This window comes from Pedobacter sp. GW456-11-11-14-TSB4 (assembly GCF_059424425.1).
Map to the genome: position 1 here is coordinate 895,697 of NZ_JBWKZK010000001.1, position 20,851 is coordinate 916,547.

A 20,851-nucleotide genomic window follows, 5' to 3' on the forward strand; every position below is an offset into this window, starting at 1 on the left:
ATGGCATTTAGTTATGGGTAATTATATCTTAAAATAATTCTGCTTCGATAGTTATTGTTGCATTTAGCAATTTTGAAATAGGGCAGTTTGCTTTTGCATCAGCTACTAATTCATCAAATTTCTCTTTTGATAAACCATCAGCTTTTACTTTCACTTCTAAATGTACACCTACAATTTCACCCTTTTCTGGATTTAAATCTACTATTGCTTTGGTATTTATTTCTTCGGGGGTAATATTTTCTGCAGAAATATTGAAACTCAATTTCATGCTAAAACAACCAGCATGCGCAGCGGCTACAAGTTCCTCAGGGTTAGTGCCCACTCCTTCTTCAAATCTGCTTTTAAAAGAATACTGGGTGTCTTTTAAAGTTGTACTTTGGGTTGTTAATGTACCTTTACCATCTTTTCCTGTACCGTTCCAAACGGCAGTTGCATTTCTTTTCATATCTTAAAATTTTTTTATATTAAACCTTTATTTGTATTATTTGTTTGCGTAAAAAAGCTCACAATAAATTTACAAGTAAATTTCTAATAAATTATTTAGTTTCGAATATCAATACAATAAATATCTTTGTAAAATATAAAAGTTAGAACACATTGGCAAAAAACGCTAAAACCTATAAAAATATATTAGTTATTGAAGACAATCATGCCATTTTAGATGTGATAACTTTAATATTACAGAGTGAAGCTTACAAAGTAACGGGCCTTAATAAAAGTGCAGATATGATGGGCCACATTCAAGCCTTTAATCCAGATTTAATGATTTTGGATATCATGCTGCCCGATGGAGACGGGAGAGAATTGCTTACCCAACTTAGAACCAATAAAAAAACTGCCAATATTCCTGTGTTAATGATTTCTGCAAAATACACAGCCGCTACAATTAAACACGGAGAACATAAACCTAACGGTTTTTTAGCCAAACCATTTGATATAGATGACCTTTTAGATAAAATTGAAGGCATTCTCGCTGGTAAAACTTACTAATTTTTATTTGCTAATTTCGGTTGCTATTGTTAAATTCATTTCATTATGAATACCAACGAACAACTGATTAATCATTTTTATACTTGCTTTAAAAACAAAGATTTTAAAGGCATGCAGGCTTGTTATGCTGATAATGCTACTTTTAGTGATGCTATTTTTAACAACCTCAACGCAGACCAGGTTAAAGCAATGTGGCAAATGCTGATCTCAAAAAGCAAAGACATGCGTATTGAATTTGACCAAATATCTGCAAACGAAAAAACTGGGAAAGCACATTGGGATGCTTATTACACTTTTTCATCGACGGGTAAAAAAGTAATCAATAAAATTGATGCAAGCTTTGAATTTGAAAATGGAAAAATAGTTAAACACACTGATGATTTTAACTTTTACACCTGGGCAAAACAAGCTTTAGGCACAACAGGTTTTTTATTAGGGTGGACAGGTTTTTTAAAAAATAAAATACAAACTACTGCGATGCAAAACTTGGAGAAGTTTATGGATAACAAAACAGCATTATGAAAGATAATTTTTCTACACAATCCACTCAATACGCTAAATTTAGACCAACATATCCACAAGCGCTTTATGATTTTTTATTTTGCCATGTTAAGGATACTAAACTAGCTTGGGATTGTGCAACAGGAAATGGACAAGTTGCCTCGGAGCTCGCAAAGCGATTTGATAAAGTTTACGCAACCGACATTAGTAAAAATCAGCTAGCTAATGCCACACAACTTCCCAATATCATCTACAAATTAGAGCAGGCCGAGCATACCAATTTTTCTGATCATTCTTTCGATCTTATCACTGTTGCCCAAGCTATCCATTGGTTTAACTTTGATGAATTTTATGCTGAAGTAAAGCGGACGCTAAAACCCGATGGTATTTTTGCCGCCATTGGTTATGGCATTATGCAAATTACACCAGGAATAGACGAGGTTGTTCATTACTTGTATAAAGATATTTTAGGCAACTATTGGGACGAAGAGCGTAAATATATTGAAGATAATTATCTAAATATTCCTTTCCCCTTCAAAGAAATAGCAAGTCCGGGTTTTAAAATGACTACCGAATGGAGCTTTGATCAATTAATTGGTTATCTAGAAACTTGGTCGGCATTGCAACATTACCTTAAAGCAAACGGACAAAACCCAATAAAACTAGTTTATGATAAATTAAAACAAGCATGGGGAGATGCACAAACAAGGGAAATCTATTATCCTTTACTACTAAAAGTTGGCTGTTTGTAGCTACAATAAAAACTTAATAATTGCTTCAAGATCAAGTTTTTCTTGCTCCCCGCTTTCCATGTTTTTGATGGTTAATAAGCCACTTTCCATTTCATCTCCACCAATTAAAATTACATAAGGGATATTTTTACCATCGGCATAGCTCATTTGCTTTTTTAGCTTCGCTGATGATGGATAAAGTTCTGCTGCAATACCTTTGTTGCGTAACTTTTGTAAAATTGGCAAAGCAAACAATTCTGCTGCTTCATCAAAATTACTGATTAACACTTTTGTACCTTGAGCTGCAGATTTAGGGAACAAATTAAGTTCTTCCAAAACATCGTAAATTCTATCGGCACCAAAAGAAATCCCAACACCGGTTAAATCTTTTAAGCCAAACATTCCGGTTAAATCATCGTACCTACCGCCGCCGCCAATACTACCCATGGCTACTTCATTGGTTTTTACCTCGAAAATACATCCGGTATAATAATTTAAGCCACGAGCTAGCGTAATATCTAAATCGATTTGAGATTTGAGATTTGAGATTTGAGAACCAAGTTTAGAAACATATTCGAATACTTTTTCAATTTCTTCAACTCCTTTTAAACCGATTGCTGACGTTGCTAGAACGGCTTTCAAACTTTCTAACTTTTCAATATTAGAACCTTGCAATAAGATTACTGGTTTTAATTGCTCGATATCAGCATCGGTAAATCCTCGTTCTAAAAGTTCTTTTGTTACGCCTTCAAAACCAATTTTATCTAGTTTATCAATTGCAACTGTCATGTCTACAATCAGTTCTGGCTTACCAATAATTTCGGCAATGCCGGATAAGATTTTTCGGTTATTAATTTTGATATCAAAATCTTTTAAACCTAAATTGGTTAAGGCTTCATGGTAGATTAAAATAAACTCTGCCTCGTTTAACAAAGACTGAGAACCTACCACATCTGCATCACATTGGTAAAATTCGCGATAACGTCCTTTTTGCGGTCTATCTGCTCGCCAAACTGGTTGCACCTGGAAACGTTTAAAAGGAAAAGAAATTTCACTTTGGTGCATCACTACAAAGCGAGCAAAAGGAACGGTTAAGTCGTAACGAAGTGCTTTTTCGGAGATTAAACTTACCAATTTATTGCTATTGTCATCCTGATTAAAGTCGAAGGATTTCTTTTTAGGTTCGTTTAAATACTCACCCGAATTTAAAATTTTAAAAATCAGTTTATCGCCTTCATCACCATATTTACCAGTTAAGGTTTGCAGATTTTCCATGCTTGGCGTTTGGATCTCAGCATAACCATATTTCTTGAAAACCGTTTTAATGGTATCGTATATATAATTGCGTTTCACCATTTCAATTGGCGAAAAATCTCTTGTTCCTTTTGGTAAACTTGGCTTGGTAATAGACATGCCGCAAAAGTACAAAAAAAGGCGGAAGGTTAAAGGTTTGAAGACGATACACTTTTCCGTCATTGCGAGGAACGAAGCAATCCTAAAGCAATTTATTTACTGATGTTGTAAGATTGCTTCGTGCCTTGCAATGACGACAGCTGTACAGGTTTTGCCTTCTAAACCCGATTGTAGTGAAAATCCTTTTTGCTGCTGTCATCCTGAGCGTAGTCGAAGGATTGTGTGTTTATTGCAAAGGCGCTTCGACAAGCTCAGCGTGACAATTGTAGCATATTCGTTCGCAAAAAGATTGTAACGAAAAGCGGGACGAACATTGATAGCTGCAGCAATAAGCTTTTCTAAAAATAAAAAAGCTTCCCGATAATCAGGAAGCTTTAAAAATATTTATGAGATCCTTCGCCTACGCTCAGGATGACAGATCATTATGCCAACAATCTAATAGGCTCTTCTAATAATCCTTTTAAGGTTTGTAAGAATTGTGCTCCAGTTGCGCCATCAACCACACGGTGATCACATCCTAAAGTTAATTTCATTACGTTACCTGGAACTACAGCACCATTTTTAACCACTGGAATTGCTTGTATAGCACCAACAGATAAAATTGCGCCATCAGGTGAGTTAATGATTGATGTAAACTCATCAATACCAAACATACCCAAGTTAGAAACGGTAAAAGTTGAACCTTCCCAATCTGCTGGTTGTAGTTTTTTAGCTTTTGCTTTAGCACCAAATTCTTTAACTTCTGCAGAGATGTGTGATAATGATTTACCATCTGCAAAGCGAACAACTGGCACCAATAAACCATCTTCAACGGCCATAGCTACACCAATGTTGGTATGCTCATTGAAACGTATTTTATCTCCACCCCATGATGAATTTACAGCTGGGTGTTTTTTCAAAGCGATAGCAACTGCTTTAATTACAATATCGTTGAAAGATACTTTTACCGGAGCAACTGCATTAATTGCCGTACGAGCAGCCATTGCGCCATCCATATCTATACTTACAGTTAGGTAGAAATGAGGTGCGGTAAATAAACTTTCGGCCAAACGTTTTGCAATTACCTTACGCATTTGCGAAACTGGTTGTTCTGTGAATTTAACTTCACCAGCATAAGTTGGAATAACTGGAGCTGCTGCTGCAGTTTCTTTCGGGCTTTCTGCTTTTGCACTTTCCGACTTCGCTGCAGGTGTAAAGTTTTCTACATCTTTTTTAATGATACGGCCACCTTCTGCACTACCAGCAACCTGCGATAAGTCAATTCCTTTATCTTTTGCAATTTTTTTAGCCAAAGGCGATGCAATAATACGACCACCGTTAGCATTTGAAACTACTTGTGCTTTTTCTTCTTCTTTTGGCGCTTCCTCTTTCGGACTATCTGCTCCTTGATTTTCAGCTTTCGGACTTTCTGACTTCGGAATTCCCGACTCTGATCCGCCAGCTAAAATACCACTTACATCAGTTCCTTCTGGGCCAACGATTGCAATAATGCCGTTTACTTTGGCAGCTTCACCTTTTTGTACACCAACGTGTAATAAAGTTCCTGTTGCGTAACCCATCACTTCCATAGTTGCCTTATCGGTTTCTACATCAGCTAAAATGTCATCATCTTTTACTTTATCGCCAACTTTTTTATGCCATTCGGCGATAACGCCTTCTGTCATGGTATCACTTAATAAAGGCATACGAATTACTGTAACGCCTTTTTTAGCTAATTCCTCTTCGCTTGAGCCACCACCTTGAACTGGTGCTTCTGCTTTTGTTTCTTCTTTTTTCTCTTCAGCTTTAGACGCTTCCTCTTTCGGACTTTCGGTCTTCTCCTGACTTCCCGACTCAGCTTCTAAAGCTGCTTTATAATCTTCGCCTTCTTTACCAATTACGGCAATAACAGCATCAACCGGAACAGCTTTACCTTCTTCAACGCCAATAAACAATAACGTTCCATCCCAATAAGATTCCAAATCCATGGTTGCTTTATCAGTTTCTACTTCTGCTAAAACATCGCCGCTTTTAACTTTATCGCCTACTTTCTTATGCCACTTCGCCATCACCCCTTCGGTCATGGTATCGCTCATTTTGGGCATTTTTACTATATCAGCCATTTATATATATCTATTGAAAAGAGTTTCTATTAAATTTCTTGGTAAGGATAATCAGACTGTACATATACATCTTTGTATAACTCTGATGGATCTGGCCATGCAGACTCTTCAGCGAATTTTACTGATTCATCTACAATACCTTTTACTTTTTCTTCAATTGAAGTAATCCAATCCTCGTCTGCATATTTCTCTTTTAAAATTACTTCTCTAACTTGCTCAATCGGATCTTTAGCTTTATACTCTTCTAATTCTTCTTTAGTACGGTATTTTGCAGGATCTGACATTGAATGACCTCTGTAACGGTAAGTTCTCATTTCTAAGAAAGTTGGGCCTTCGCCATTACGAGCACGCTGAATTGCTTCATCCATTGCATTGTGAACAGCAACAGGATCCATTCCATCAACAGGCGCACATGGCATATCAAAACCTAAACCAATTTTATAAATATCAGACATGTTGGTAGTACGTTCTACAGAAGTACCCATTGCATAACCATTGTTTTCGCAAACAAAAATTACTGGCAATTTCCACAACATAGCCATGTTAAATGATTCGTTTAATGCACCTTGACGCACAGCGCCATCGCCCATGTAGCAAATATTTACATTTTTAGTGCCTTTGTATTTTTCTGCGAAAGCAATACCAGCACCTAAAGGCATTTGTCCACCTACAATACCGTGGCCGCCATAAAAATGATGCTCTTTACTAAAAATGTGCATAGAACCACCTTTACCTTTAGAGCAACCTGTGATTTTACCATACATTTCTGCCATGATGCTATTTGCGCTCATGCCTAAAGCTAAACCATGCGCATGATCTCTGTAAGATGTGATCATAGAATCTTCTGGGCCCATTGCCGAAATTGCACCAGCAACCACTGCTTCTTGACCGATATATAAATGACAAAAACCACGAATTTTTTGCTGTCCGTATAATTGTCCAGTTTTTTCTTCGAATTTGCGCATCAGCAACATCGACTCAAACCACTTCAAATAGGTATCCTTATTAATTTCTACTGCACTCATGTTGAGGTATTGATTTTTTTGTTTGTGGAGCAAATTTAATTTTTTTTCTGGTAATTTAAGCTATTGTTAAGTGTAAAATCATCAATAGATAGGGATAGAATATTGAAATACAAGAGTTTTAAGCTTAAATACAATCCACATTAATAAATCAAACATTTTTTAGTTGTTAAACATCAACCTTTTTAATCATTTCATTTGATTTACAACTAAAATTTAATTTTGTAATTAGGTGGTTTGCCACAATCAATCAACTAAAAAATTGTTAAATTTTACACCCTCAATTAGTTAATAAAATCTTAAAAAAAAATTTATTTTAGGACGCTGAGATGATAAAATGTTAATAACTTTTACTTTTAAACATTTAACATTTGGATAACATTTGTAAATAGCATACTTTTGCTACCCTAACAATAAGCCCTTAGTGGTGTACGTTTAAGTGTAAGTGTCATTTACCCAAACTTAACAGTATAACATGAATAAAAAGTTTTTGTTTTCTACCTTAATCGTTCTTTGCAGCTTTTCAGCTTCATTTGCTCAGAACAAAACAAAAGAAACCAATAAATTAGAAGACCCAGATAACTTAGCCTCGCAATATTTTTCGCAGGTAATGGGTGTGGCTGTAGATGCAACCTCTAACTTAAAATTGTATAAATTTATTTACGAGTGGATTGGAACCCCTTACCGTTTTGGAGGAAATACCAAAAATGGTATCGATTGTTCGGCCTTTGCAAAGACCATTTACCAAAAAGTTTTTAACACTACTATTTTACGTAACTCACGTGATATTTTTAGTATGGTAGATCCTTTGGGTAAAGATGAATTGAAAGAAGGAGATTTAGTTTTCTTCAAAATTAAAAGCCGTAGCATTTCTCATGTTGGTGTTTATTTAGGCGATAACCGCTTTGCTCATTCTAGCTCTGGTGGTGTAAAAATTAGCAACTTAAATGAGCCTTATTACAGCCGCTATTTTTACAAAGGTGGAAGAATTTTAGATGACGCCAAAAAAGATTTTGTTGAAGAATAACCTAATTTACGATTTTAGAATTACGATTTTAGATCGAAAAATACATAGTCCTTCCCATACTTGGGAGGGATTTTTTTATACCTAAATATGAAGAAATTTTTAAGCCTTTTAGTGATTATTTGCGGGCTAGCTTATTTTTTAATGAGCTGCCAGAATAAAACGACTACAAATGATAATGCAGTTAAGATTGATACTCCGAAGTTGAGGAAGATTAAAGACACCATTAACATTGCTGCCGTTGGCGATATGATGCTCGGTTCTGCTTTTCCGAGCAAAACAAATCTTCCGCCAGATGACGGGGTAAATAGTTTTTTAAATGTAGCTGAATATTTAAAAGGAGATATAGTATTTGGTAACCTCGAAGGATGTTTCTTAAACTCTGGAAACTCTTCAAAATGTATTGGCTCAAACCCAAATAGCTGTTACGCATTTAGAATGCCTGATAGATATGGTGCTATTTTTAAAAATGCCGGTTTTAATGTTTTAAGTATTGCCAATAACCATGTAGGCGATTTTGATGCTAGAGGAAGAAAAAACACTGCAAAGATTTTAGATTCGCTGCAAATTAACTACGCTGGTCAGCTAAACAAACCCTTTGATATCTTCGAAATTGATAGTGTTAAGTATGCTTTTTGTGCATTCGCACCTAATGAAAATACGGTTTCTATCAAAAATATTGACAGCGCTAAAAAGCTTGTTTCTAGTTTAAAACAACAAGTTGATATTGTTATTGTATCTTTCCATGGTGGCGGAGAAGGTGCTAAATTTGAGCATGTAACGCGTAAAACAGAAATATTTTATAAAGAAAATCGAGGCAATGTTTATGCATTTGCACATGGAGTAATAGATGCCGGTGCGGATGTGGTATTAGGTCACGGCCCTCATGTTACACGCGCTGTAGAGGTTTACAAAAATAAATTTATCGCTTATAGCTTAGGTAATTTTTGTACTTACGGCATGTTCAGCTTAAAAGGGCCGAATGGTTTTGCACCTCTCTTACAGTTAAAACTAAATGCCAAAGGCGATTTTTTATTGGCTGATGTAGTTTCTGTGAAGCAGAATAAAATTAATAGATTGACTGTCGATACAGCACAAACTGCCTTTAAAAAAATACAAACTTTAACCAATTTCGATTTCCCGGAAAATCAGTTAAAGTTTGAGGATAATAGGATTACTTTGAAAAATTAGTAAATGTTTTTGCTAGCAATAAACAGGTTCCAAGATTTTAAGCATGGGCTTATTTTTGGCTTAGGTTTAGCATTTATAATCCTTGCAGTTATTTATTTATATAAAAAATAGCTAAAGAAGAAAAACTAGGCTTCGTCTTTTGTATTTCTTACCAAGCCAATACCAGACATAAAGAAGATTATGCCAATAATACCAACCACAATTAATTCTCTAGTACCTGTGCTGTGTTGCACAAAGCCCCAACCAGCATAAATAAGACCTATAATACCCAATATGGTAAGTACAGTTCCAAAAGTTCTTTTAACGTTCATAAGTTTAGATTTAATAGCTCTATAACATAAAATTTTCCTTTTTGTTTTTTTAGAAGTGGGAAGAATTCAATTACCTCAATCTTTAGGTTTAAAGCATAAAAAAACCCGCTAAATTTTAGCGGGTTTTAAAATAATTTTAAAATCTATTTGTTAAATGTAGGAGAATTTACAGCTGTTTTTGCTCCTTCTGTTATTTTCATTAAATCGACCATAATTTTTAAGCTTTCATCTTGTACAAAATCAAAAGCTTCTTCCTTAATTGTTTTATCGCCTTTTTTAACTGGTGCTAATCCTCTTGATGCTCTTAATTTATTTAAACGTTCAAAAGATTTAGCTTCTAAGTCATCACGTTCTTTTTTAAGTTTAGCTTCATTTAACGTAATTGAAGTTTCACCCTCACGCTTTTTAGATTCTAGAATATCTTCTTGTAAAATTTTATAATCAACTGAACTTGCCATTCTCTCATTATGCATTTTTAAGAGATTAGCTTTTACATCCGTTAGATTAGCAACGCTCTGGTAGTTTGATGGTTTAATTACATCAAAAGGCAAAGCCGATGGTTCTGTATCTTCGCCTATTTTATCTAATGGATAAATTGAAGGGAAACTAAAATCAGGAACTACTCCTTTGTGTTGCGTACTTGATCCATTAATACGGTAAAATTTACCCATTGTTAAATTCAACTGACCTAATTGCGGAACGCCGTTTTTATCAACTATGGTAACAGTGCTTCCATCTTTTTCAGGCACATGTGTAGTTTTTGTTTTACCTTTTGTAGCCGCAATAGCAGACATCATTCTCTGTAAAATAGAAGAATCTAACATGTCATTTAACGAAATTACACGTTGTACAGTACCTTTACCATAAGTTTGCGTACCCATAACAACACCACGGCCGTAATCTTGTATCGCACCTGCAAAAATCTCAGAAGCTGATGCGCTCAATCTATCAATCATAACGCCCATCGGACCAGTCCAAACAGCACCAGGATCTTTATCAGAATTCACACTAATTTCTTTGTTATATTCCCTAACCTGTACAACCGGCCCTTTGTCTATAAATAAACCTGTTAAATCAATCGCTTCAGGTAAAGAACCTCCACCATTTGCTCTTAAATCCACTACAATTGCATCTACTTTGTCAATATTTTTTAAAGTATCGATTAGCAATCTAACATCACGGGTTGTACTCTTGTAATTTTTATCGCCAGCTCTAGCAGCTTCCCAATCTGCATAAAAACCAGGTACATCAATAATTCCTATTTTATATGGTTTACCTTCAGATTGAACAGTTTTTACAGTTTTCTTTGCCGATTGATCTGCTAAAATGACTTTCTCTCTAACCAATGTGATAATTACTGGTTTGGTGGACATATCTTGTCCCACAGGGATAATTTTTAAACGAACAGTAGTTCCTTTTGGTCCTTTAATTTTTGCAACTGCATTATCAATTCTCCATCCAATAATATCTTCAAACTCGCCATTTGCTCCTTGTGCAACAGCAACAATTCTATCACCAGCGTTAATTTGCTTGCTTTTAAATGCTGGACCGCCTGGTACTACCGAAACAATTTTGGTTACTTCATTATCAAGTTGCAATGTTGCACCAATACCTTCAATAGAGCGAGACATTTCCTGATTAAATGCTTCGGCATTACGTGGATTGAAATAGTTGGTATGTGGATCAATAGCTTCAGTAAACGAATCCATCAGAATTTGAAAAACATCTTGATTGTTAAACTTAGCTGCTTGAGTTTTTAAACCTTGGTAACGTTTAGTTAAAGTTTCAATGTTTTTAGTAGCATCTGAACCAGTAATTTTTAAATTAACTAGTTCATATTTTACTCTCTTCTTCCAAATATCATCCAATGCAGTTGAAGAACTTACCCAAGGCATTTTTTCTCTGTCGTAAACATAAGTATCGTTCTGATTGAAATCGTACTTAGCTTTTATTTGTGCTAAAGAATAATCGATACGATTGTTATATCTCTTTAAATAAACATTGAAAATATAAAAAGGAGCACTCAAATCACCATTTTTAAAATCATCATCTAAGGATGTTCTGTATTGCTCAAATTCTTTAATATCACTTTCTAAAAAATAATACTTAGAAGGATCTAAAGCTTTAATATATCGATCTAAAATTATAGAGGAAATTGAATCATCAATTTTGATTTGCTTATAATTATAGTTTTCTATCAGTCCTACAACTTGCCTTAAAGCCAAACTTTGTTGATCATCTGGTTTAATATTCTGAACACCATCAACCAATTTTTGGTCTTTCGGCGAAGCACTGCAAGCTAAAGCCGCAGCGGTAAATGTTATCATCAATATTCTTCTCAACATCTCTTTAACTTTTTTAAGTTCCATTTCTAATAAAATCGTTATCCAATATGATACCAATTTTTTAAATAAACAAAAAAGATACAGTAAAATTCTGTATCTTTTTTGTAAAGTTTAATCGGTAAATTTAAAATTTTAGTATAATTTCTATTTTTTTGCCGCTTGCTTTTCAGCAATGATAGATCTATTTGCTTTAATTTGTTGGTTAAACTGTGTTATTTTTGATGTTTTAGCTAACAACTCTGCCCTATTTAAATCTCTAGAAGCCAAGGTATATTCACGCTTTTTTATCTTTACCAAGGCAAGCCCAATTACCGAATCGATGTATGAAGTATTGTTGCCTAATTGGCGTGCAAGTATACCTTGTTGTGTATAAAACCACATCGATTGTGTGAATTTATTGGCAGCTAAATATATTTTTCCTAATTGATTGTATGAAGCCATTTGTCCGGCTCTGCTGCCAATTTTAGAGTATGTTTTTAAGGCTGCGTTTAAAACAACCTGCTCCGCTTCTGTATAACGGGTAAGCAACAGGTGGATGTTACTCATTCTTAACAAAGTTGCGCCGTATCTGCTAAATTTTCTATCGTTGTTGTATTCAAATGCAGCCTTACCAAATAAGGTTAACGCTTCATTTAAATCTCCTCTTTTTTCGTTCCGCTCTGCGTCTTCAAAAAATTCATCAGCCTGATTTTCATCATTTTGGGCAACTGCAATATTTATTGCAGAACCTACTTGGGGTGCATCTTGAGGACCAGAATTAATATTTTGGGCACTAACTTGAATAACCACCAATAAGAATGAAAACGTTAAACAGATTTTCTTCATTCTACGAAGATATAGAAATTTTAGCTAAACAACTGTAAACTACCATCAAAAGATGCCCATACCATGTAAGGATGTGAATCGCAATGGTAAACTTCGCCTTCGGCCGAAATACCAATAACACCAGCAAAACCATCAAAAGCTTGCAATTCTAGAAAAGATTTATTGCAAGCATCTTTAAGAGAAAATCCATCGCTTACGCGGGTTACTATTTTGGCGGCCAAAGCACCACTCACAATATCTTCGCCAACACCAGTGCATGATATGCCTGCAAATTCATTAGCAAAATTGCCTGCCACGGTTGCCGAATCGCTAACCCTGCAAGGAATTTCGAAACCCTTTCCACCGGTTGATGTTGCCGCAGCAATATTTCTTTCTGCATCTATTGCAACGCAACCAACTGTGCCTTTTTTATTTTGTTGATTTAATTTCTCTTGATATTCCTTTTGTCTTTGCACGGTAATAGGATTAAAATATTCGAATCCTTTGCTACGAGCAAATTCCAAAGCTCCATCGCCGCTTAAAACTCGATCATCGTATGCCAACAATTCCTTGGCAACTTCAATAGGGTTTTTTACATCCTCTAAATTAATTACACCACTAAATTTTTGGCTTTTGCCATCCATTAATGAAGCGCTTAACCTTACCTTGCCATCACTTTGTATTTGTGAACCTATTCCTGCATTAAATAATTCATTGTCTTCTAACAGAGCAACTGCATAAACAACGGTTTCTAAGGCTGTATGAGAGCTAAGAAATTGATACGATTTTTCGACAATTTCAGCTAATGCATCTTGCTTTGCTTTTTTCGTTTCTTGGTTGGTAGCTGATTCACTGAAAAATCCGCCATGTATAATCACTTTCATTTTTAGGCAATAAGTATCGAGATTTTAGTATCAAGATCCGAGTATCAAGTATCAAGACTTGTAAGTTTATATAGTACAAGCTAAATATAAACCAGAATTAATCTACCGGTACAGTTTTAGGATGATGAATAACCAATTGGTGTGTAGATAAATCATAAACATCAGTATCGCACATTACGTGTACCACCATATTTTTAATTGATACTGGCTGTCCCATCTCCACATCAGTTAAATTGGTATCAGACATTTGTCTACCATCAACCAAAATTACCATTCCAGAGCCAATTGCCTCCATGGTATTTCCTTGTATGTATAAACCAGTATCTTCTCCTAAGCCAATTCCTAAAATGCCAGGGTTACTAGCAGCTGCATATAACAAACGCCCAATTCTACCTCTTTGTACAAAGTGAGTGTCAACTATTACATCATCAATAAAACCTAATCCGCCAGTAATTTTTACTTCACCTTTTAGCAAAGCATCTTTACTACTTCCTTGATAAATCATATTTTTTGAACTTGCTGCAGCACCTGCTGATGTACCAGCTATAACAATCTCAGTATTTTGATATTTATCTAACAAAACGCGATGAATTTCAGTACCTCCAAATATTGATGACAATCTTAGCTGGTCGCCGCCAGTAAAAATAATAACATCTGCTTGCTTTATTCTTTCGGCATAGGCCGGATTATTAGCTTCTTCTCTACTTGCAATATTTAAAACTCCAACATTATGTACATCTAATTGAGCAAAGGCCTTGATATATTCTTCACCAACCTTTTCTGGAATTAGAGAAGCGGTGGTCATGATTTCAAACCTTGATTCAGTATCTTTAGCAGACTCAGTAGTTATTCTCTTTAAAATTCCACGCTCAAAAAAGTTCATGTTTTGGGGCAATCCGAACTGTGTTTCGGCAAAACTTCCTGTATTAATTGCGCCACCAATTATTATTAATTTCCCTTTTGGAGCCATGTTTATTCTTTTGATTTTCGCTAAAATGCCAATTTTATATGCATTAGCCTAATATTTAACATATTTTTTATCAATATTATACTTTTAATTAACATTTTGGAGATTTGAGTACATATAATTTAACTATTATTTAAAATTAATGGCGCTTAAAATCTTTTATTTTTGTTATTCATTAAATTGAAAAAAAATTTATACTTTAAATCTTTCTTTGAGACATGAATCTCATTTGAGTAAACGCTCTAAACCACCAATTTAACAATACAAGTAAATGAAGATATTAGGCATACAGGTACTAAGAGGACCAAATATTTGGTCAATTAACAGAAAAAAATTAATTCAGATGAGATTGGATTTGGAAGACATGGAGCAACGTCCGACAAATTTGATTGATGGTTTTAGAGAAAGAATTGAAAAATTGATTCCTTCTTTATACTCTCATCGTTGTAGTAAAAGCGCACCTGGTGGTTTTTTGTTGCGTGTTGAAGAAGGAACTTGGATGGGCCATGTAATTGAGCACATTGCCTTAGAAATACAAACTTTGTCCGGTATGGATACAGGTTTTGGCCGAACTAGACAAACCAAAACAGATGGGATTTACAATGTTGTTTTTAGTTATACCGAGGAAAAAGCTGGAGTTTTTGCAGCAGAATCTGCTGTTCGCATAGCGGAAGCATTAATTGATAATAAAGAATACGACTTAGAGCACGACATACAAAAGATGCGTGAATTAAGAGAATCTGAACGTTTAGGACCAAGTACAGGTTCTATTGTTGATGAAGCTATTGCAAGAGACATCCCTTGGATAAGGTTAAACAAAAGTTCATTGGTGCAGTTGGGTTATGGAAAAAACCAAGTTCGTTTTAGAGCAACAATGACAGAAAGAACCAGCAGCATTGCGGTTGATATTGCTGGCAATAAAGATGAAACTAAACGTTTACTTGGCGATGCAGCTATTCCTGTTGCAAAAGGTGTAACCGCATCAACTTTAGAAGATGTTTATGATGCAATTAAAAAAGTTGGTTTTCCGTTGGTATTTAAACCGCTAGATGGCAACCATGGAAAAGGCGCAACCATAAACGTAAAAAACGAGGAAGAAGCAATTGCAGCATTTAACTATGCTAAAGAATACTCTAGAAGAATTATCGTTGAACGTTTTATAACTGGCCATGACTTTAGAGTTTTGGTAATTGATCATAAAATGGTAGCGGCTGCTTTACGTGTACCTGCTCATATAAAAGGTGATGGATCAAGTACTATCCAACAATTAATAGATAAAGAAAACGCAGATCCACGAAGAGGTTATGGCCATGAAAATGTACTAACTGAAATTACTATAGATAGAGATACAGAAGATTTATTAGAGAAAAAAGGCTATACACTAGAAACAGTTGCGCCAATAGGTGAAATTGTTTACTTAAAATCTACAGCTAATTTAAGTACTGGTGGAACATCTATTGATGTTACAGATCAAGTTCACCCACAAAATGTTTTTAATTGTGAGCGTATATCTAGAATAGTGGGTTTAGATATTTGCGGAATTGACATTATGGCGCAAAACCTTACCGAGCCTTTAACAGAAAATGGTGGCGTAGTGTTAGAAGTAAATGCAGCACCCGGTTTTAGAATGCATTTGGCACCTAGCGAAGGTTTACCAAGAAACGTTGCCGCTCCGGTAATTGATATGCTTTATCCGCCAGGGAAATCTGCTCGTATTCCAATTATTGCAGTTACTGGTACAAATGGCAAAACTACAACAACACGTTTAATTTCGCACATTGTAAAAAACAATGGCAGCAGGGTTGGCTTTACAACATCAGACGGTATATATGTACAGAATACCCTTTTAATGAAAGGCGATACAACTGGCCCATTTAGTGCAGAATTTATTTTAAAAGACCCAACTGTTGAGGTTGCTGTTTTAGAAACCGCAAGGGGAGGGATTTTACGTGCAGGATTAGGTTTTAATAAATGCGATATCGGTGTAGTGACGAATATTCAAGAAGATCACTTAGGCATTTCAGATATTAATAATTTAGATGATTTAACCCGCGTAAAATCTGTAATTATAGGGGCAGTAAAAAGAAGTGGTTGGGCTGTATTGAATGCAGATAATCCTTATTGTTTAAAAATTGCACAAAGCGCCGATTGTAATATAGCTTATTTTAGTATGGATGAAAAAAATCCGACTATTAAAGAGCACAGCAAAAAAGGTGGAATTTCTGCGATCTACGAAAACGGTTACATCACGATTAAAAAAGGAGATTGGAAAATAAGGGTTGAAAAAGCAACACACATTCCGCTGACCTTTAACGGTTCTGTTTCATTTATGATCCAAAATGTTTTGGCTGCTACCTTAACTACATTTTTATACGGATGTAAAACTGAGGATATTAAACTTTCGTTAGAAACATTCATTCCATCTGCAGCGCATACTCCCGGTAGGATGAATGTATTTAAATTTAAAGATTTTAAAATTCTGGTAGATTTTGCGCACAACCCAGATGGATTTAATGGAATAAAAGATTATTTAGCAACAGTAGATGCAACCGAACATGTTGGCGTAATTTCTGGAACTGGTGACAGAAGAAATGAAGATATTATTGAAACAGCTCGTATTGCAGCGCAGATGTTTGATAAAGTAGTGATTTGCCAAGAGAAATATCTTAGAGGTAGAACTCAACAAGAATTAATTGATCTCTTAATTAAAGGATTGACTGAGGTGAAGCCTGATATTAACATTGAAATAAATAACAATGGTGAAGATTGCATGAGAAATTTAGTTACACATGCCAAATCAGGTTCATTTATTACCATTTTAAGTGATACGATAGATAATGCCATACAAAAGGCAACCTACTATCTAGATAAAGAATTAGAAAGTAAATAGCTAATGCTTTATAAGCAAGAAAGCCATCTCGATAATTCGGATGGCTTTTTTGCTTTTTGGGAGTTTTATTTATTGAGCGTCTCTCAATGCTTTAATCTCATCGTGAGAAACTCTTAAATCAGCTTTTTGTTCGGTAATTAAACTTCTTAAATCTGCTGACAAACCTTCTTCTTCTAATGCCATTTTATATGCTTTCTGAGCTGCATCTTCTCCAAACTCACAGTTATTTAAAACGGTTTTACGATCGTGTCCAGAAAAAATAGCTTTTACATCCATCCAGGCTCTGTAAATTTTACCAGAGTTTGTAGTTCCGCTTTCTGCCTCTTCGCCTAAAGCTTGTACTTCTGTAGCTAAAGCCATTTTATGTTTGTGACTTTCGCCGATCATTTTTACGAATAAAGTTTTTAAATCAGCATCTTCAGATTTTAATTCCTCGATTGCTTTTTCATATCCTGCAACCCTATCATTATTAATTTGAATTAGGTCGTTTAAAATTTCTGCATTTACAGTTCTAGTTTCCATGTTTTTTATAGTTTTGATGTGCTTAAAGAACATAGAACATTGGCAAATGTTTATATGAATTTAGCACATTTAGGAATATAGAATGTTATCAACTTTAAATCTTAGACAAAGGCAAGTACCCTAAAAATATTTCATCTTCAGCCATTTCCTCTGCAGGTGTGAATTTTAAAGCGTATTTACTTTTTGTTTCTTTCGATAAGATATCTTTTATCTCAAATATATCATCTACATCAACCCCAAATTTATCATCGATATGCGATGTGGCTCCTTTGAAACCAACGTGTTTGTAAAAAGCGCTTTCCTTAGCTTCTTTTATTGCTAATGCTTTTTGATCAGAAACTGCTAACATTTTGTAATGCAGTTCTTCAAATTCATCACGTTTGTAACCGCCCAAATTCATAAAAAACAAACTCCTAATTTCACTTTTGTTCTCCTCTGCTTTAGCAATAACCTCTACTTTATAATTACCAACTTTTTTAACAATTCTGTAGGCATCTACATGTATTTTACCTTTGGCTTCAGGCCAAAAAGCAATCATTTCTGGTAATAAATCCTTAACTGAATTTCCTATTCCGAAAAAAATATCGTGTTGTTCTATGTTTCTTCCTTTAGGTGTAGCACCCAATAAAATCATGTATAATTGTGGTAGTTGCATTAAATAATTTTTGTTGTGATTGATAAATTTAATTTAAAACATTTAAAATAGCCTTTACGTTTTAAAAGAAATTTTATATTTATGTTGAGTGCTCAAAATCCGCCAGATGGTGGCACAATTTACACTGAAACCAATTTACAACATCTTTTTCCAGAACCTTTAAACGCAATAACTTCCTGCTTTTTTTTAGCTATTGCAATTTATTGGACTATCAAATTGTTCAATGACAATCAATCTCATCCCTTCTTAACCTATTGTTTGATTTTACTTTACATAGGCGGAATTGGCGGCACAACATATCACGCTTTAAGACAATGGCCAATTTTTATAATGATGGATTGGATGCCAATTATGATTTTATGTATATCTGCCGGTGTTTATTTCTTAGCAAAGCTGATAAAATGGTATTATGCATTGTTATTGGTAGCTGTATATATTGGGTTTCAATTTTTGTTTAGAAACTATATGGCTACAAATATGAATCTGTTTGTAAACATTAACTATGCAATGATGGCTGCACTGGTTTTATTACCGGTATTGGGCTTCCTTATTAAAACAAAATGGAAAAATGGGAAATGGGTTGGTATAGCCTTGCTATCATTTATTGTAGCATTAACCTTTCGCATTGCGGATAAATGGGAAATTGTAAGTTTCGGAACTCACTTCTTATGGCATACATTTGGCGCATTAGCTTCCTTTTGTATGTTCCAATTCATTTATTTATCAGGAGCTAAAAAAACTAACTTCTAAACTCTTCTATTAACGCTTTACATCTAGCTTCCACCTGTTTAAAAACGGGTTCAAACAATTGATGATCGTGATATGGATCAGTGACATTAGCTTCATTTGGCAAAAAGAACTGCACTTTGTTTCGTTGCTCATCGTTTTTGGCTAAACTTAATACATCTCTATAGTTATTTTTATCCATCACTAATATATGATCAAACTCATCAAAGGCTTTTGCAGTAAATAACCTCGCTCGTTGGTTAGAGATGTCGTATCCATAACTTTTAGCTACAGCAATACTTCTTTTGTCGGGTGCACAACCGATATGCCAATCACCAGTACCTGCTGAAGCAACCTGCCATCCTAAATTTTGCTCATCAATTAAATGTCGCATTACTCCTTCTGCCAAAGGCGAGCGACAAATATTACCCAAGCAAACCATTAAAATCTTCATCCTATTTTTTTTCTGCCCTATATGTAGAAACTATTGTGTGCGTTGAACCATTCATAATAATATTTGATGTTTGAATCAAAGCGTTCCCACTAATTGTAAGCGTAGCAGAAGATGGGCCGTATCCATAATCCAATGTAATTTGATCACCCGCTTTACTCCATTTTTGTTGATCGGAGTTTGCAACCATATCACAAAGCGCACCGTTTGAGCTTACTGCAAAAATACCATTTTCATAAAATGTAAATGCGAAGTTCTTCGAACATCCCTCAGGGTTTTGTAAGCTCAAATAATCTGCTGATGTTTTACCATTTATTGTTACAGCGGGACTAGCCACTTGCGCTTTTAATACCCAATGGTATGCTGTAATATTTTCTGCTGCGTCGTCTTTTTTACAAGAAAAGCTCAATAAAACTAATAGTGCAAATAAAAAATTTGTCATGGTTTTTTTAATTTATATGGCTAATACGATGTTCGCAATAGAAACGCTACAACAAATTCAAAATCATTAAACTTAAAACCTATTTGTAAATTTTATTTAAAATTCCTGCCAAACGAACACCACCTTTTAACAACTGCTCGTTAACTGTTCCAATCCAATCGAAATTGTATCGGTAACTTAGTTTATCATCATTTTTAATACCAGTTGCATAAATTTTATTACAAATAGTATAAGATTCATAAACGCAATCTTTTAAGCTAGCTTTTTGCAAGGTTGCTAATTGCTGTGCTGTTGTAAAATTAATGGCTTTTGTAAATTCTGTAAAACTCAATTGCTGAAAATCAATTAAACCTTCATCCCATACTCTATGTAAGTTAGATTTTTCTCCGAACCATAATAACTGAATTCTATTTCCTCCCAAATCTTCTTTTCTGGCGGTGTGCATTGGCTGATGCATATCGCCAACCAAATGAATAATCAATCTTAAAGCCAACTTTTTCTGCTCCATTGTACTTTTGCTATTCTTAAGCACAGCAATCATTTCATTGGTTTTATTATAAATATTAGGCTCAGGTTGTTTATCTAAAAATGTAAAAACATCACTTTGTGATAAATTAGCCGGCAAGTTTACATAATGCCAATTGCCTAAATAATTGTAGCTGGTGTCCGATTTTATAAAATCTGCCCAATTAGCAGCCATCGCCAAGCTTTCATTACCCAAAATTTGCTTTATTGCTAATCTTGTTTTAGCAGAAATGTATTTATCGGCAACGTCGCCAACTACACGATGACCAATTACACCCCATGCCGATGCTGTAAAAGGCAAAACGGCAATAGCTACAAAGGCAATTGCCTTTTTCAAACTCGAAAATCTCTTCAT

General features: G+C 34.8%; 21 protein-coding genes. 7 read left to right on the forward strand and 14 right to left on the reverse strand.

The annotated features are described in order from the left end of the window. Positions 1 to 28: 28 nt before the first annotated feature. Positions 29 to 445 carry an OsmC family protein gene (locus tag AC07XU_RS04020; RefSeq protein WP_494942332.1) on the reverse strand — a complete coding sequence of 139 codons (417 nt, stop codon included), beginning with the start codon at positions 443 to 445 and terminating at the stop codon, positions 29 to 31. Positions 446 to 597: 152 nt separating this feature from the next. Between AC07XU_RS04020 and AC07XU_RS04025 the strand changes: the two genes are divergently transcribed. The 3 genes from AC07XU_RS04025 to AC07XU_RS04035 are packed head-to-tail and all read left to right on the forward strand — an operon-like array spanning position 598 to position 2,243. Further along, the gene (locus AC07XU_RS04025) at positions 598 to 990 is read left to right on the forward strand and encodes a response regulator transcription factor (RefSeq protein WP_494942333.1); all 393 of its coding nucleotides are present in this window, start codon (positions 598 to 600) and stop codon (positions 988 to 990) included. A gap of 45 nt (positions 991 to 1,035) precedes the next feature. Next, a complete protein-coding gene (locus tag AC07XU_RS04030; protein ID WP_494942334.1) occupies positions 1,036 to 1,512 on the forward strand; it encodes a nuclear transport factor 2 family protein in 477 nt (158 codons plus the stop codon). Further along, complete coding sequence (locus AC07XU_RS04035; protein ID WP_494942335.1) at positions 1,509 to 2,243, forward strand: class I SAM-dependent methyltransferase; 735 nt, start codon at positions 1,509 to 1,511, stop codon at positions 2,241 to 2,243. The genes AC07XU_RS04030 and AC07XU_RS04035 overlap by 4 nt, the downstream gene beginning before the upstream one ends. Here AC07XU_RS04035 and hisS read toward each other — a convergent pair whose 3' ends face one another. The 3 genes from hisS to pdhA form a co-directional block, all read right to left on the reverse strand. Continuing rightward, positions 2,244 to 3,635, reverse strand: coding sequence for a histidine--tRNA ligase (hisS, locus tag AC07XU_RS04040; RefSeq protein WP_494942336.1), 1,392 nt, complete (start codon positions 3,633 to 3,635; stop codon positions 2,244 to 2,246). It lies immediately after the preceding gene. A 422-nt stretch (positions 3,636 to 4,057) separates the two neighbouring features. Next, positions 4,058 to 5,737 (reverse strand): dihydrolipoyl dehydrogenase family protein, encoded by a 1,680-nt coding sequence (locus AC07XU_RS04045; RefSeq protein WP_494942337.1) that lies wholly within the window; start codon positions 5,735 to 5,737, stop codon positions 4,058 to 4,060. A 29-nt stretch (positions 5,738 to 5,766) separates the two neighbouring features. Continuing rightward, positions 5,767 to 6,762 carry a pyruvate dehydrogenase (acetyl-transferring) E1 component subunit alpha gene (pdhA, locus tag AC07XU_RS04050; RefSeq protein WP_494942338.1) on the reverse strand — a complete coding sequence of 332 codons (996 nt, stop codon included), beginning with the start codon at positions 6,760 to 6,762 and terminating at the stop codon, positions 5,767 to 5,769. Between the two features lie 472 nt (positions 6,763 to 7,234). Between pdhA and AC07XU_RS04055 the strand changes: the two genes are divergently transcribed. Together AC07XU_RS04055 and AC07XU_RS04060 are read left to right on the forward strand one after the other, a co-directional pair. Then, the gene (locus AC07XU_RS04055; RefSeq protein WP_494942339.1) at positions 7,235 to 7,786 is read left to right on the forward strand and encodes a C40 family peptidase; all 552 of its coding nucleotides are present in this window, start codon (positions 7,235 to 7,237) and stop codon (positions 7,784 to 7,786) included. A gap of 87 nt (positions 7,787 to 7,873) precedes the next feature. Then, positions 7,874 to 8,974, forward strand: coding sequence for a CapA family protein (locus tag AC07XU_RS04060; protein ID WP_494942340.1), 1,101 nt, complete (start codon positions 7,874 to 7,876; stop codon positions 8,972 to 8,974). Positions 8,975 to 9,099: 125 nt separating this feature from the next. Here the strand turns inward: AC07XU_RS04060 and AC07XU_RS04065 are convergent, their stop codons facing one another. The 5 genes from AC07XU_RS04065 to AC07XU_RS04085 all read right to left on the reverse strand — a co-directional run bounded on the left by AC07XU_RS04065 (position 9,100) and on the right by AC07XU_RS04085 (position 14,288). Further along, entirely contained in the window at positions 9,100 to 9,285 is a 186-nt protein-coding gene (locus tag AC07XU_RS04065) for a hypothetical protein (protein ID WP_494942341.1), read from the reverse strand. Positions 9,286 to 9,428: 143 nt separating this feature from the next. Next, positions 9,429 to 11,654 carry a carboxy terminal-processing peptidase gene (locus AC07XU_RS04070; RefSeq protein WP_494942342.1) on the reverse strand — a complete coding sequence of 742 codons (2,226 nt, stop codon included), beginning with the start codon at positions 11,652 to 11,654 and terminating at the stop codon, positions 9,429 to 9,431. A gap of 120 nt (positions 11,655 to 11,774) precedes the next feature. Next, positions 11,775 to 12,455 (reverse strand): hypothetical protein, encoded by a 681-nt coding sequence (locus AC07XU_RS04075; RefSeq protein WP_494942343.1) that lies wholly within the window; start codon positions 12,453 to 12,455, stop codon positions 11,775 to 11,777. 20 nt (positions 12,456 to 12,475) lie between these two features. After that, positions 12,476 to 13,318, reverse strand: a complete 843-nt coding sequence (locus AC07XU_RS04080; protein WP_494942344.1) for an isoaspartyl peptidase/L-asparaginase — start codon at positions 13,316 to 13,318, stop codon at positions 12,476 to 12,478. 97 nt (positions 13,319 to 13,415) lie between these two features. Beyond that, entirely contained in the window at positions 13,416 to 14,288 is an 873-nt protein-coding gene (locus tag AC07XU_RS04085) for a cyanophycinase (RefSeq protein WP_494942345.1), read from the reverse strand. A gap of 268 nt (positions 14,289 to 14,556) precedes the next feature. On the opposite strand from AC07XU_RS04085, the gene cphA reads away from it, so the two are divergent. Beyond that, positions 14,557 to 17,175: a cyanophycin synthetase gene (gene cphA / locus AC07XU_RS04090; protein ID WP_494942346.1), complete on the forward strand. Its 2,619-nt coding sequence runs from the start codon at positions 14,557 to 14,559 to the stop codon at positions 17,173 to 17,175. A gap of 69 nt (positions 17,176 to 17,244) precedes the next feature. On the opposite strand, the gene AC07XU_RS04095 is transcribed toward cphA, so the two are convergent. Beyond that, positions 17,245 to 17,697 (reverse strand): PA2169 family four-helix-bundle protein, encoded by a 453-nt coding sequence (locus tag AC07XU_RS04095; protein ID WP_494942347.1) that lies wholly within the window; start codon positions 17,695 to 17,697, stop codon positions 17,245 to 17,247. Between the two features lie 94 nt (positions 17,698 to 17,791). Then, a complete protein-coding gene (locus tag AC07XU_RS04100) occupies positions 17,792 to 18,352 on the reverse strand; it encodes a DUF1543 domain-containing protein (RefSeq protein WP_494942348.1) in 561 nt (186 codons plus the stop codon). Positions 18,353 to 18,433: 81 nt separating this feature from the next. Here AC07XU_RS04100 and AC07XU_RS04105 point away from each other — a divergent pair, with 81 nt between their 5' ends. Continuing rightward, positions 18,434 to 19,102 (forward strand): hypothetical protein, encoded by a 669-nt coding sequence (locus tag AC07XU_RS04105; RefSeq protein ID WP_494942349.1) that lies wholly within the window; start codon positions 18,434 to 18,436, stop codon positions 19,100 to 19,102. Here AC07XU_RS04105 and AC07XU_RS04110 read toward each other — a convergent pair. From AC07XU_RS04110 to AC07XU_RS04120, 3 genes are all read right to left on the reverse strand, one after another. Then, entirely contained in the window at positions 19,092 to 19,532 is a 441-nt protein-coding gene (locus tag AC07XU_RS04110) for a low molecular weight protein-tyrosine-phosphatase (protein WP_494942350.1), read from the reverse strand. The genes AC07XU_RS04105 and AC07XU_RS04110 overlap by 11 nt on opposite strands. Position 19,533: 1 nt before the next feature. Continuing rightward, positions 19,534 to 19,971, reverse strand: a complete 438-nt coding sequence (locus tag AC07XU_RS04115; protein ID WP_494942351.1) for a hypothetical protein — start codon at positions 19,969 to 19,971, stop codon at positions 19,534 to 19,536. A 79-nt stretch (positions 19,972 to 20,050) separates the two neighbouring features. Continuing rightward, the gene (locus tag AC07XU_RS04120) at positions 20,051 to 20,851 is read right to left on the reverse strand and encodes a S1/P1 nuclease (RefSeq protein WP_494942352.1); all 801 of its coding nucleotides are present in this window, start codon (positions 20,849 to 20,851) and stop codon (positions 20,051 to 20,053) included.

Bases quoted from the DNA above. Each gene is read 5' to 3' on its own strand.
- AC07XU_RS04020 (WP_494942332.1), bottom strand. From the start codon at position 445: ATGAAAAGAAATGCAACTGCCGTTTGGAACGGTACAGGAAAAGATGGT.
- AC07XU_RS04030 (WP_494942334.1), top strand. From the start codon at position 1,036: ATGAATACCAACGAACAACTGATTAATCATTTTTATACTTGCTTTAAA.
- AC07XU_RS04035 (WP_494942335.1), top strand. From the start codon at position 1,509: ATGAAAGATAATTTTTCTACACAATCCACTCAATACGCTAAATTTAGA.
- hisS (WP_494942336.1), bottom strand. From the start codon at position 3,635: ATGTCTATTACCAAGCCAAGTTTACCAAAAGGAACAAGAGATTTTTCG.
- AC07XU_RS04045 (WP_494942337.1), bottom strand. From the start codon at position 5,737: ATGGCTGATATAGTAAAAATGCCCAAAATGAGCGATACCATGACCGAA.
- pdhA (WP_494942338.1), bottom strand. From the start codon at position 6,762: ATGAGTGCAGTAGAAATTAATAAGGATACCTATTTGAAGTGGTTTGAG.
- AC07XU_RS04055 (WP_494942339.1), top strand. From the start codon at position 7,235: ATGAATAAAAAGTTTTTGTTTTCTACCTTAATCGTTCTTTGCAGCTTT.
- AC07XU_RS04060 (WP_494942340.1), top strand. From the start codon at position 7,874: ATGAAGAAATTTTTAAGCCTTTTAGTGATTATTTGCGGGCTAGCTTAT.
- AC07XU_RS04065 (WP_494942341.1), bottom strand. From the start codon at position 9,285: ATGAACGTTAAAAGAACTTTTGGAACTGTACTTACCATATTGGGTATT.
- AC07XU_RS04070 (WP_494942342.1), bottom strand. From the start codon at position 11,654: ATGGAACTTAAAAAAGTTAAAGAGATGTTGAGAAGAATATTGATGATA.
- AC07XU_RS04075 (WP_494942343.1), bottom strand. From the start codon at position 12,455: ATGAAGAAAATCTGTTTAACGTTTTCATTCTTATTGGTGGTTATTCAA.
- AC07XU_RS04080 (WP_494942344.1), bottom strand. From the start codon at position 13,318: ATGAAAGTGATTATACATGGCGGATTTTTCAGTGAATCAGCTACCAAC.
- AC07XU_RS04085 (WP_494942345.1), bottom strand. From the start codon at position 14,288: ATGGCTCCAAAAGGGAAATTAATAATAATTGGTGGCGCAATTAATACA.
- cphA (WP_494942346.1), top strand. From the start codon at position 14,557: ATGAAGATATTAGGCATACAGGTACTAAGAGGACCAAATATTTGGTCA.
- AC07XU_RS04095 (WP_494942347.1), bottom strand. From the start codon at position 17,697: ATGGAAACTAGAACTGTAAATGCAGAAATTTTAAACGACCTAATTCAA.
- AC07XU_RS04100 (WP_494942348.1), bottom strand. From the start codon at position 18,352: ATGCAACTACCACAATTATACATGATTTTATTGGGTGCTACACCTAAA.
- AC07XU_RS04105 (WP_494942349.1), top strand. From the start codon at position 18,434: ATGTTGAGTGCTCAAAATCCGCCAGATGGTGGCACAATTTACACTGAA.
- AC07XU_RS04110 (WP_494942350.1), bottom strand. From the start codon at position 19,532: ATGAAGATTTTAATGGTTTGCTTGGGTAATATTTGTCGCTCGCCTTTG.
- AC07XU_RS04115 (WP_494942351.1), bottom strand. From the start codon at position 19,971: ATGACAAATTTTTTATTTGCACTATTAGTTTTATTGAGCTTTTCTTGT.
- AC07XU_RS04120 (WP_494942352.1), bottom strand. From the start codon at position 20,851: ATGAAGAGATTTTCGAGTTTGAAAAAGGCAATTGCCTTTGTAGCTATT.